At 25.9% G+C, this 13,054-nt stretch carries 10 protein-coding genes and 4 pseudogenes; 11 read left to right on the top strand and 3 right to left on the bottom strand.

Going from position 1 to position 13,054, the window contains the following annotated elements; genetic code table 11:
- Window positions 1-115: 115 nt before the first annotated feature.
- A complete protein-coding gene (locus tag ACZJV1_RS09715; protein ID WP_463649995.1) occupies window positions 116-862 on the bottom strand; it encodes a phage antirepressor in 747 nt (248 codons plus the stop codon).
- Between the two features lie 473 nt (window positions 863-1,335).
- Here ACZJV1_RS09715 and ACZJV1_RS09710 point away from each other — a divergent pair, with 473 nt between their 5' ends.
- The 10 genes and pseudogenes from ACZJV1_RS09710 to ACZJV1_RS09665 all read left to right on the top strand — a co-directional run.
- Entirely contained in the window at window positions 1,336-2,025 is a 690-nt protein-coding gene (locus ACZJV1_RS09710; protein ID WP_463649994.1) for a hypothetical protein, read from the top strand.
- A 264-nt stretch (window positions 2,026-2,289) separates the two neighbouring features.
- On the top strand, window positions 2,290-2,862 hold the full coding sequence (locus ACZJV1_RS09705) for a helix-turn-helix domain-containing protein (RefSeq protein ID WP_463649993.1): 573 nt from the start codon (window positions 2,290-2,292) through the stop codon (window positions 2,860-2,862).
- A gap of 361 nt (window positions 2,863-3,223) precedes the next feature.
- Window positions 3,224-3,769 (top strand): sigma-70 family RNA polymerase sigma factor, encoded by a 546-nt coding sequence (locus ACZJV1_RS09700; protein WP_411167766.1) that lies wholly within the window; start codon window positions 3,224-3,226, stop codon window positions 3,767-3,769.
- On the top strand, window positions 3,770-4,447 hold the full coding sequence (locus ACZJV1_RS09695; RefSeq protein WP_463649992.1) for a hypothetical protein: 678 nt from the start codon (window positions 3,770-3,772) through the stop codon (window positions 4,445-4,447).
- 297 nt (window positions 4,448-4,744) lie between these two features.
- Complete coding sequence (locus ACZJV1_RS09690) at window positions 4,745-5,071, top strand: DUF1904 domain-containing protein (protein ID WP_463649991.1); 327 nt, start codon at window positions 4,745-4,747, stop codon at window positions 5,069-5,071.
- 197 nt (window positions 5,072-5,268) lie between these two features.
- Window positions 5,269-5,445, top strand: a pseudogene (locus ACZJV1_RS09685) (HRDC domain-containing protein); the annotation flags it as partial.
- A 17-nt stretch (window positions 5,446-5,462) separates the two neighbouring features.
- A complete protein-coding gene (locus ACZJV1_RS09680; RefSeq protein WP_463649990.1) occupies window positions 5,463-8,168 on the top strand; it encodes an AAA domain-containing protein in 2,706 nt (901 codons plus the stop codon).
- Window positions 8,169-8,255: 87 nt separating this feature from the next.
- Window positions 8,256-8,329, top strand: a pseudogene (locus ACZJV1_RS09675) (IS200/IS605 family transposase); the annotation flags it as partial.
- A gap of 166 nt (window positions 8,330-8,495) precedes the next feature.
- Window positions 8,496-9,353 carry a restriction endonuclease gene (locus ACZJV1_RS09670; RefSeq protein WP_463649989.1) on the top strand — a complete coding sequence of 286 codons (858 nt, stop codon included), beginning with the start codon at window positions 8,496-8,498 and terminating at the stop codon, window positions 9,351-9,353.
- 135 nt (window positions 9,354-9,488) lie between these two features.
- Window positions 9,489-10,227: pseudogene (locus ACZJV1_RS09665) on the top strand (IS1595 family transposase); the annotation flags it as partial.
- A gap of 426 nt (window positions 10,228-10,653) precedes the next feature.
- Here ACZJV1_RS09665 and ACZJV1_RS09660 read toward each other — a convergent pair.
- Both ACZJV1_RS09660 and ACZJV1_RS09655 read right to left on the bottom strand, forming a co-directional pair.
- Window positions 10,654-10,842, bottom strand: coding sequence for a hypothetical protein (locus tag ACZJV1_RS09660; RefSeq protein WP_463649988.1), 189 nt, complete (start codon window positions 10,840-10,842; stop codon window positions 10,654-10,656).
- Window positions 10,843-10,955: 113 nt separating this feature from the next.
- Window positions 10,956-11,327: pseudogene (locus ACZJV1_RS09655) on the bottom strand (recombinase family protein); the annotation flags it as partial.
- Between the two features lie 138 nt (window positions 11,328-11,465).
- Here ACZJV1_RS09655 and ACZJV1_RS09650 point away from each other — a divergent pair.
- A complete protein-coding gene (locus tag ACZJV1_RS09650; protein ID WP_463649987.1) occupies window positions 11,466-12,443 on the top strand; it encodes a DUF4046 domain-containing protein in 978 nt (325 codons plus the stop codon).
- The last annotated feature ends 611 nt before the right edge of the window (window positions 12,444-13,054 follow it).

The raw sequence follows: 13,054 nt of genomic DNA, 5'->3' as shown, positions 1-13,054 counted from the left end.
ACAAAACCATAATATTGCATTTTTATTTGAAGAATTTCACAGTTGAATAACTAAAGGGATTTCTAATATATTTTAATTTTTAAATATCAAAAGTCAGGTTTTATAAGCCTGACTTTTATAATTTCTCCATTAAAGGAACAATATCTAATTTTTCTTTTAAAAGTTTATAGATAAAAGCTCGTCCTCTTTCAGTCCAGTATGTTACTATTATAGATCTTCCACTAGGAGTATTAAGTGTTTTAGAGTGTGTATATCCTTCAGGTGCATAATCTTGATATAAAACCCATTTATCAGAAATTTTATATTGTATTTTTAATGAGTTAAGAATTTTATTCATTTGCATGCCAGACATTCCATAATCTTTTGCAATTGCTGTTATAGGAATTATCGAATCATTATTTAAAACTGTATCATGATAATTAACTTTTTCTTTAGATTCTTCAAGTTCAAATATTAGTTGTTCTCTTTCTTCCTTTAATTCTGTAAGTAAATTTTCAATAGTAGATGAATCTTTTAGTCCTTCTTCTACTACTTTAGGGGTAGCATATATTCCTTTAGCCCTTATAGATGGAAGTATTTCTTCGAAAACCCACTTTTCAAATTTTTCAGCATAAGGAAGTTTAGAGTGCACAATAAGTCTAAATAAATCACTTTCAGGTATAAAGGTAACTTCTTGCTTTCCACCTGAAGTTAAAACCTTGTGCTTGAAAGTATATTTAGTATGTCTTTTTATAGCTGAACGTGGATTCGAATAGCCAAGAATTGAAGCACATTGGTTAGATTGAAAGTATTCTCTACCATCAATTTCTAATATGCTTATTTCTCCAAAGATGTCATTTTTAAAAATTTCTAGTTTTTCCATAATACAAACCTCTCTTTATAAATTATTTTTCATATATTCAAAGGGTGTCGCGTTTCGCGACCCCCTTTGTAAACCCTTGATTTTACTAGGTTTCTTAGGGGTTTTACTAAATAGAAAATTTCTATCTACTATTTAAATATGCAGAAAACTATATTTTTAAAAATTTTTAAGAAAAATTTGTTATTATTAATGAAATGACTTTTTATATAAACATTTTTCTCATGACTTGAAGATAAGAATTAAGTTCTAAAAAGTCATGTTAGATGTATTCATAAAATAAGAAGTAGAAAAGTTGTAAAAGAAATATATACAGATAAGAATTTAGAGATAATGAGAGATTGCTGTAGGGAGTTAAGGGATGTTGCAATTATAGATTTATTAAATTCCATATGATAAAATATAACTAAATGTAATTAGGGCTAAATCAACCAAGAATGAAGAAAATATAAGAAGTATATAAGTGAGAAATAGTGATGAAGTTTAGTGTTAAAGATAAAAAGGTACAGTATATTATATTTGCATTAGTATTGATTTTTTTAATAGTGGTAGCAGTTTTATTTTTTCAAAAGGATGATGCAAAAAATGTTAAGAAAGATAATGAGCAAGAAGAAGTAGTAAAAAGTGAAAGCAATGTTATTGAGTTTATAAGTTCTATAGCAGGATTACAGGCAAATAATATCGAAGTTATAAACAATCCTGTTGTGGGTGTTAAAGGAGAGGTATTTGCACCTAAAGAAGCTATCATTAATAGTTTAGATTATTACTTAAAGCATACTAAAAATGATAAGATGAGCGATGTTAAGGTTGATATAGGGGATGGCTATATATTAGTTAACGTAAATTATAATGTAATTAATATGATGAAAACACCTATTGAAGTTAAAGTTATACCTAGTTTAGATGAAAATGAAAATCTAGTTTTAAATATTAAGGAAGTAAGATTGTTAGATTTAAAAATTACAGATTGGATTGTAAATTTAGCATTAGATAATTTTATTAAAGATTGGTTTCCAGAAGATAGTAATTTAAAGGTAGATTTTAATGATGGAAATATTTTAGTTTATAAAGAAAATTTTAAAGGTGTAACTTTGAAGGAAATAGATATAAAGGAAACTGGATTAAAGGTAAACGCTATAATCGATTTAAATTTACTTTTAAATTAGAACGGTACTTCCAGTTTTATTAATATATTTAGCAACTTTAATTAATTATATTTCATATAAAAAAAGCGAGAGAGCTTTAAGAAAGCGTTGTGAAGCTCCTCGTAAGGATTACTGGGCTGTATGAACAATTATTTAATAAGTCCATTAAAGGGTAAAAAGCATTATGCTACGGAAAGTAGCATACATGTAAAGTCATTTTTCTTGTGTTTTACAGGTACAAAAAGGTAAGATTTGATTATTAGATAAACGAATGGAGGAATATAAATGACTTTTGGTGAAAAATTAAAGATGTTAAGAAAAAACGCTAATTTATCACAGGAACAACTTGCAGAAAAGCTATGTGTATCTAGACAAGCAATAACTAAATGGGAATCTGATAATGGAATACCAGATGTTACAAACTTGCAAAGTATTGCTAAATTATTTGATACTTCAATAGATTCTTTATTAGAAGATGGTGATGATAAACCAGTCTTTGTAATCAAAGAATCCATAGATATTTCGCTTTATCATAAGACAGGAAATTGCAGGTCTATATATGATGCTGTGGTTAAAGATAAATATTCTAAAGCTAAGAATATTTATACATTAATCAGGCAAAAAAAACTAAGTAAAGTAGAGAATATAATTGATTTTTTGGTACAACCAGGAGTGTTACAACTTGCGGATAGTTTTAATGATAGAAGCGCATATTATCTTGTTGAAACAGATATTAAGCAGTTATTGGTTAAAGTTAGCAAGACTCATATTGAGGGAAAAGAGATAAGTCGTCCTTCTAATGGTAAAAAATATATTATAGATGGAAATCGTTTTGTGAAAACAAATTATACTTTGTAGACTACTTTACTTATGTTGATTTATCAACATTGGTTTAAAACAGAGTTTAATTTTTAAATATTAAAAGTCAGGTTTATGTAAAATGAAACCTGACTTTTATAATTTCCCAATCAAAGGAACAATATCTAATATGTTCTTTTGCTTATTTTTTATATTTTTTTAACTATGTTTTGAAAATATATCTTTTTAGCTATTTTAAAATTTGGCTATGGTTAATAAGTGTATTTAGAATGTTACAATTTTTAAGGAATCAAAAAATGCAATAACTTAAATAAATTTAGAAAAAAAGATAATAACTGACAGAAAGCATAAATTCAAAACGAATAATAGATAGAAAGACAAATAGAAATGAGGTGTAAATTTGAGAGATATAAATGAAAAAGAACTTATTTATAGGATTAAAAATAAGGATATTCAATCTTTCGCTAAGCTCGTCAATGACTTTGGGAAGTTAGTTTATTATGTAGCAGGAAATATATTAAAGGAGGACTATGAAAAAGACTTTATAGATGAATGTTATAATGATGTTTTTACAACTATTTGGTTTAATATTGATTGTTTTGATGAAGAAAAGGGGAACTTTAAAAATTGGTTGATATCTATAACTAAGTATAAAGCCATAGATATTAAGAGAAAGAATTTTAAGAATAATAATTATGTTGAATATACAGATGAAATAACAGCAGTAGAAGATAAAACTTTAGAAAAAATAGAAGATGAAGAAATTATAGATAATATTTTAAATAACCTAGAAGAAAAAGATAAGGTAATATTTATTAAAAGGTATATAGAAGGTTATACAATAAGGGAAATAGCAAAGGAGCTTAGGTATTCAGAAAACTATATTCATACTAGAATATCTAGAACTAGAAAAAAATTAAAAAATATAGAGAAGGATGTGATTTAAATGGATGATAGAGAAGTATTAAAACTATTAAATAAAATTGACTACTCAGAAGAAGAGCTAAGTGAATTAGAAAAGAAATCTATTGAAAGTAAAAATCAATATGCAGAAGATCTTTATAAAATTAAAAATGAAGAGATTGTAAGAAAACTTGCTTTTTCACATTTAAATAAATTAGCAAAAGTTAATCTTAATAAGGATGAAACTATAGAATATAGAGGTATATTTTTTCAAAGCTTTTTAAATAAAAGGATAACAATGTATCCAACAGTGTATGGATATTTAAGCCCAGTTTATTTTGGAATATTTATAACAAATAAAAGAGTTTTCGTATATAAGTTATCTGGAAGCTATACTATTATAGAATATGAATATATTAATGATATAGAAAATATAAAGTATATAATAGATGGAAGAGAAGACTTTGATACATTTCGTCTGATTTTTAAAGATAAAGTGAAAATTGATTTAAGATCATTTAATAAAGAAAACAATGAACTTCTATTAGAAATAGTAAAATATTTAAATATAGAAAAGAGTATAGAGATTAGGAAGGAAAAAATCAAAAGCAATTTAATATATTTATCAATTAATTGGATGGGGATAATTCCTGGACCTAAGTATGCTGTCATACTAGTAATTTTTATTTTAGTATTCGCTATTCTTCGTGCAATTACCTAATTCATCTTTTAATAAAGTATTTTAATGACAAAGGAAGGCATAAGCCTTCCTTTATATTATTTCAATATCTTCTTCAGGAGCCTTCTTTAAGGTAAATTTAAATAGTACCTTAAATGATTTTGATGGAATTACATATAATTTACCTAATTCAAATTCTGTAGATACAAGAATATTTGGTAGGCTATTGGAAGATAGTAGAGTTGTTATACCAATTAATGCTTAAGATGATCTTATTTTATAAATATTTTCATTGTGATATTATATTATTAGTATTTATAGTGATGGGAGTGGTAAAAAATGCCAATGTTAAAATTTAAAGGTATAGAAACAGAAAATGTTTGTTCAATAAGTAAAAAATTAATAGACGAATTACAAGAATTAATTCAATGTCCAAGAGATTATTTCAGCTTATCAGTTGATAAGTCTGTATATATAAAAGATGGAGAAATTGTTAAAGGTGAGCCAGTAGTTGAAGTTTCATGGTTTGATAGGGGACAAGAAGTACAAGATAAAGCTGCAAAAATAATTACTAAGTATGTTCATTCATTGGAATATCCCAATGTAGATGTAATATTTTTTACATTAGATGAAAGTAAATATTATGAAAATGGGGAGCACTTTTAATTAATTAAGTAAATTAATTAATTAGGTATATGAATTAAGATATAACAGAGTTATTAAAATGACTCTGTTATTTTATTTATTAGAATTTAATTAGATTACCATTAATAGTATTATGATAGAATAAATAATGAGACAAATGAGATTAAGGATAATTGCTTAGATCAAGATTTACGTAATAAGCTAAAAATTATAGATTAAAAAAGGCTAAAGAGGAAAACGTAAAGGCTTATTTTATATTCAATAATAATACAATGGAAGAAATAATAAGGTTGAAACCTAAAGCTAAAGATGACCTTGTTAAGGTAACAGGATTTGGATCAGTAAAGATAGGAAAGTATGGAGAGGACATCATTAATATACTAAACTTTAAGTAGGAACAAGGAGAACAAAGTTGAATTTAGATAAAAATATTATATTAATTAACGGGGAAGATAAAACAAGAAGTATATCTTATTGTAAATATAACAAGGGTAAATATAATGTTACCTTTAATAATTCAGATAAGATTTATCCATATAACTATAACAGTTTAAAGTGGATTTCTAATCCAAAGGAAGTTGATATAGAAAATAAGGTATTATATTGTGGAGAAGTACCTCTTTTAAAGGTAAGTAAAGTACTTCTTTTTGACATGTACTATAGAGTCTTTTTTGATAAAGGATTTAATAAGGTATATCCTACGAGAGATATTTCTATAGAGGAGGCTACAATAAATAATCCCATATCAAATAATTGCTTTGAATACTTAAAAGAGTTATCAGATTACTTAGGCTTAAAGATAGATGGAGAAAATATCTTAGCAAAACAGTATAAAAAACTTAAGATTATTAATAAAAATAGTATTCTAGCATATTATCTATATCCAAAATCTTTAAAATCTAAGACAATTAATGAAACTGTTATTTTCCCTTTTGGTTTTAATTTGAGTCAAAAGGAAGCTACAGAAAAAGCATTATTAGAACAAATAAGTATAATTGAAGGTCCACCAGGAACAGGGAAGACACAAACTATATTAAATATAATAGCAAATGTAATTTTAGGTGGTGGAACTATTGCTGTTGTTTCAAATAATAACTCAGCAATAGAAAATGTTAGTGAAAAACTTAATAAGAATGGATTTGGTTTTATTCAAGCTACTCTTGGTAAAAGAGAAAATAAAGAAAATTTTATTAATAACCAAGAAGATAATTATCCAAGTATGAATAACTGGGAACTAAAGCAAGAAAACTTAATCTCTCTTAAAGAAGAACTAACTAAATCTCAAGATACATTAAATAGAATGCTAAAAAAGCAAAATGAATTAGCTATTTTGAAGCAAGAATTATCTTGTATAACATTAGAAGAAAAACATTTTAACCTAGAATATTACCAAAATAGAAATGATAATGTTGTACTTAAAAGTATATATAAACTTAATGAAAACAATATAATGAATCTATTAATAGAACTAAGCGTAGAAAATAAAATATATGATAAAATTTCATTTTCTAAAAAAATTATTAATTTCTTTAAGTATGGAATATATTCCTCATCTTTTTATAAAAATACATTAGATTCGAAAATCGATTATTTATATAGTTTATATTATGAATTGAAAATTAAAAGTTTAAATGAACGTATAAGTGAATTAGAAAAAGAATTATCTAGATATAATTTTAATGAGGAAATGAAAAAGTATTCTTTTAACTCATTAAAACTTTTTAAATCAAAGTTGGCTAAAGAATATTCAACTAGAACAAAAAGGCCATTATTCAAAGAAGAAGATTTATGGAAGAATTTTAATAGTGTAGTTAAGGAATATCCAGTAATTCTTAGTACCACTCATTCATTAAGAAATTGTACTCCAGAGAATTTTTTATATGATTATATAATTATTGATGAAGCATCCCAAGTAGATATTTTAACAGGTGCTTTAGCTTTGTCATGTGGGAAAAATGTAATTGTAGTTGGAGATTTAAAGCAACTACCACATATTGTTACAAAAGATGATAAAGAAATAATTAATAGCATTAGAAATAGATATAATTTAGGTGAAGCATATAATTATTCTGAAAATAGCTTGTTAAAATCAATTAGCAGATTAAATGATGGGATAGCAAGAACTTTACTTAAAGAGCACTATAGATGTCATCCTAAAATAATTGGATTTTGTAATAGTAAGTTTTATAATGATGAACTTATTATTATGACAAATGAAGAGGAAGGAGATAAGCCTTTAACCTTATATAAGACAAAAGAAGGAAATCATGCAAGAGGAACACTTAATCAAAGACAAATAGATGTAATTACTCAAGAAGTAATACCTAGTTTAGATGAAAATAAATCCATAGGAGTCATTACTCCTTATAGACTGCAAGCGAATGAAATAGCAAAAATAACTAATGAGAATATAGAAGCAGATACAGTACATAAATATCAAGGAAGAGAAAAAGAAGTAATTATACTAAGTACTGTTACAAATGAAGTAAATGATTTTGTTGATGATCCAAACTTAGTAAATGTTGCAATTTCAAGAGCAATAGAGAAATTAATAGTAGTTACTTCAGATTTTAATAATTCCAAAGGTGAAAGTAATTTAGGAGATTTAATAAAATATATTCAATACAATAATTTTGAAGTTATTAATAGCAGTGTTTCATCAGTATTTGATTTGTTATATAAACAGTACTCTGAAAAATTAGTAGCTTACTTAGAGAAAACTAAAAAGATATCAGAATTTGCTTCAGAAAATTTAATGTATAAATTAATTACTGATGTAATTAAATTAGAAGAATTCAATTATCTTGGGGTTGTAATACATACACCAATTAAAATGATAATAAAAGATATTAGTAAATTAACTAATGAAGAAAAAAAGTTTGCTTTAAACCCATTAACTCATACAGATTTTCTTATATATAACAAGGTTGACAAAACTCCAATACTTGTTGTAGAAGTTGATGGTTATAAATATCATGTACAAAATGAAAAACAACTAGCTAGAGACAAAATGAAAGATGAGATATTTAATAAATATAACATTCCAATAGTTAGATTTAAAACAAATGGAAGTGGTGAAGAGGAAAAACTTAAGACAATATTGAATAAAATTATTTAGATTCTTCAAGTTCAACTAATAAATTTTCTCTTTCTTCTTTTAATTCTGTAAGTAAATTTTCAATAGTAGTTGGATCTTTTAATTTCTGTTAGTATTCCACCAAAGATCAGTGTATCTCAATTTATGGGTATCTTAAGAGGAAAAGTTCTCTTATGACATTTATATACACCTATGAAGAGTATTTAAATACAAAGCATTGAATTTCAATTATGAGAAAAAAATATTATGATGCATATAAAAATAAAATAATAGAGAAAAGCTATTTCTTTATTTTATTTAGATGATAAAATAAATATTATAGAAAAAAGTAATACGAGAGGTTAATAAATGTTTAAGTACAAGTATGATGAATTGATAGAACCTTGTTTTAATGCAATTAAACAATTAGGTGGATCAGCTACTAATGTAGAGATTAGGGAAAAATTAATTGAAATATTAAATTTAAGTGAAGAAGAAATTGATGATATACATAGAAATAGTACAACAAAATTAGATTATAGAACTGCATGGGCTAGGAATTATTTAAAAAATGCTGGTTACATAGTAAGTAGTTCTAGAGCTGTATGGTCATTGACTGATAAAGGAAATAAGATAGAATCAGTTAATAAAGAATACGTAAAAAAGAAAGCAAAATTTAAATCAGATGAAGAGGAACAAGAACAGAATGATATAAAAAGTAAGAATAACAACACTTTTTATGATAGTAATTCGGATATAGATGATCTAAATTGGCAAGCTAGATTACTAGAAGTAATAAAGGGTATTACTCCTGAAAGGTTCGAAAAGTTATGCCAGAGGCTACTAAGAGAACTTGGATTTAATAATGTAGTAGTTACAGGTAAAAGTCATGATGGTGGAATTGATGGTATGGGAATATTAAGATTAGGTGGAGTGTTATCCTTCCGAGTAGCATTTCAAGCTAAAAGATATGATGGAACTGTAGGTTCTTCTGTCATAAGAGATTTTAGAGGAGCAATGATGGGAAGAGCTGATAAAGGACTTATAATTACTACTGGTGTATTTTCAAGAGAAGCAGTAAAAGAAGCTACTAGAGATGGTGCTACTCCTATTGATTTAATTGATGGTAATGAGCTAGCAAAACATTTAAAGAAAGTAGGCTTAGGTGTAGAAGTTGAAATTGTTGAAAAGGTAATTATTAATGAAGAATGGTTTAAAAATATTTAAAAAATAAATATTGGGGGAGACAAATATGAGCAAGTTTACTTTTTTAAAAGAAAGATGGCCAATACTTGAGAATTTAGGGCTATTAGTAGAAAGAAACCTTTATATAGATTCCAATACTACATTTTTTAAAAAGATATAAAAACACTTAATATAAATGAACAAGAGCAACTACTTTCTTTTTTAGAATAAGTTCTTGTTCTTAATTCATATACAAGTAAAATTACAGAAGAAGTAAAAGAACATAGATTTTCAATGGGAAAGGTTTGTACTCATTGTCATTCAGATAAAGTATCGAGAAATGGAAAATACAATGATAAGCAAAGATATATTTGTAAATCTTGCAGAAAGACTTTTACTGATTTCACTAATTCAGCAACTTATAAGAGTAAGAAAACATTAGATAAATGGCTTAAATATGCTGAATGTATGATGAATGGGTACTCCATTAGAAAAAGTGCTAAACTTGTTGGTATCAATATAGCGACATGTTTCTTTTGGAGGCATAAAATACTTGACTGCATTAGAACATTTTTTGGTATAGGCTCTGTTGAAGGAGTAATTGAGGCTGATGAAGTATTCTTTGCAGAAAGTTTTAAAGGCACAAAGCCCTTCTAAAATGCCAAGAAAATCCCGTAAGAGAGGTAAAGAAGTTAAAAAGAGAGGTATTTCTAACGAGCAAGTATGTATTGCCACTGCTATTGATAGGCAAGGAAATTTAATTATGGAATTACTTTGCAAAGGTAGAATCTCACATAAAGAGTTAAAAAGACTCTATGATGGCTATATAGTGGATAACTCTATCCTTTGTACTGATAGCCATAAGAGTTATGTTCAATTTGCTCATGATTTCTCATTAGGCCATAAGCGTATAAAAGTTAAGGTAAAAAAATTTATGGTTCAATGTAACTATACATTTGAAAATTAACTATAAAATAATAATTTATTTAAATTGTATTAAAAAGAATTATATACAATAAATTGGTATTATAAAAATTTGAAATATTAAGGGGATTTAAAAATGGCAATAATGAATGGAAATAATTTAGGATTAAGACCATAACAAAAAATATTAGTACATATAATTTTAGGTTTATTTACAATGGGATTTGGAAATTTAATTTATTATGTGAGTATTAAAAGAAAGCAGAAGCAATGGGATTCAACAGTTCAAGCTATGAATACAAATCATAATAACAATCATAACTATAATTACTAAGAGCTTTTAAATAGGTTCTTTTTATTTTATAACAATAAGAAGAGTTATTGATTAAACAACTCTTCTGTCAAATAAAGAATAATATTAATTACAGTATTTTTTGAAAAAATAGAAATATGCTTCAAAAGTATTTTTTAGAGAGATTTTTAGTTCTTCATCATCATCAAAAAAAACATATTCTTCTGGGTGAATAATGTCATTTCTATCTATTCTGATTGTTTCAGCTTTATCTCTATCAAATCCATCCTGAATTAGAATAAGTTTTGTTTGCATCGGTGTTAAACGACTTTGGTTTTTTATTTGTCTTATAAGTAATTCAAGAGCGGTATAAATACAGTTAAATGACATTTCAAGTTCATCTTTATAAAAATACTCAATAAGAGTTTAAATATAACTGCAATTATATTGTATAAGCTATTATCTTGTATCTTGTTCCATTCATTCAGATATGGTGTATCTAAAGCAATAACTCTTATACCGTTAGCCTTCAAGTTCTTGAACTCTAGTATAACATCATCTGCATTACGACCTAGTCCATCTATATCAGTAATTATTAAAATGTCTCCTTCTCTAAGCTTAGACTTTAAACCTTTGTATTCATTTCTATAATCTGCTTTAACAGTACCAATGATTCTTTCCTCTATTATAGCATCAATAACAAAACTATTGTCTTTAGCATATTGTTCTAGTGTTAACCTTTGTCTATCAGTAGTTTGTTTTTCTGTTTGTGTACTTATTCTCATATATCCAAATATCATTTTTTATCATATCCTTTCTTATTAGTAATAGAATTTAGAGAGAGGGAGATAATAATTCAATAGTTTTCCAATTTATGGAATGAGGAATATCAAATATGTCAAGACTTATAATAAGAAAGTTATAAGGAGATTACCAGATTGTATTTTAAAGGAATTGATTTAACCTATTTAGATAATAAAGATATTTATAATTTAGTACTAGAAAGAAAACTACCTACATTTCCTCCAGGATATTGGTGTTCACTATCAGTAGATGACGGGAGAGAAATTGCACTTGAATTATTAAAATACTTGATTGAGGAAAAGTTGAATTTAACACGAGATGAAATATTAAATAATACAACTAAAGAGTTTATATTAAATAATAAACTATGGACACCTTGTAAATTATATTTTGGAAGATCTGCAATTAAATATGTGATGGCTTTATATCAAAATCAATATAGAGCTTTTGAATTCAATAATTCAAGAATACCACAGGGGTATTGGAGCAAATCTGAAAATAGAGTAGAAGCTATAAAGTGGTTATTAGAGGAAAAGTTAAAGTGGAGCTTAGATGATATAAAGAAAAAGTTTAATAGGAATATGTTATTTGAGTATGGATTAGGAACACTAACAACTTATTATACTAGTAGCATAGATATAATTAATGAAATATATCCTAATAAAATACATTGTTGGGAGCTAAAAAGAAGTTCAGTATCACCAAATTATTGGGAAACAAAGGACAATAGAGTTTTAGCAGTAAGATGGTTAGTAAAAGAAAAACTTAAGTTTAATAAACAACAGATAATAAATAAGATTTCAATGGAGCATTTTAGTGAGAATAAACTATCTACTTTAATATGCGATTACTACAATAAATCTATATCAGCTGCAATTATAGAATCATTTAATAATGAGATTATGCCTTGGGAACTTAAATATCATAGATTAAATAGAGATCAAACAAGAAAAGCAACAAAATGGTTAGTTGATAAGTTACATAATGAAAAAGGAAAAAGTGTAGATGAAATTAATTATTATGATTTTAAGGAGAATAAATTAAAATGCGTAATAGATAAATACTATTCAAGCTCACCTCGAAAAGCTATAGATGATGCAATAAATAGATAAATGTTATATTTTTAATAACTAATATAACTTTATAAATGGGGTAAACTTGAAATAGAATGATTATTTGCATTTGGATGTATTAGAAAAAATTATAATGACTCAAACGTTTATTTATATCAGAAAATCTAAAAAGGTATAAGTAGTATATAATAGACTTGGCTATAAAAACAATAAATAAAATGTAGAATTTTTGTAGGGAATTTTGGAAGAAATAATACCTAAACTAATAAAGAAATCCATTAAATCAGAGGTGGATCTGTAGATGTATTTGAAAAAATATTGCTATGTTAAGTTTTTATAAGCAATAAGGTAATACAAGATGTCAAAAGGTAGTACATTGTACTTGTGCTCCAAGTACTCTTCCAGTAAATTTAAATATATTACAATAACAAGTGGATAAGATAGAAGTAGTTTAATCAGTTGATATGTTTATTAATACATTTCACGTTGAGGCTGTCGTTAAGATAGTAAGGAAATAGCCTGATATCAAAGGCTTAGCAGGTTTTTAAGTAAATATTTAAGTGTGTTTTAATATTCATTAAGAATAGTATTGGGGATTTTTATGTTTAGCAGGTATAATAAATACGCAAAATGAATTATAAAATTCAAAA

It is taken from the genome of Clostridium sp. LS3 (assembly GCF_055330225.1).
Note: the sequence above shows the minus strand (reverse complement) of the source record. Positions and strands in the feature narration are given on the sequence as shown.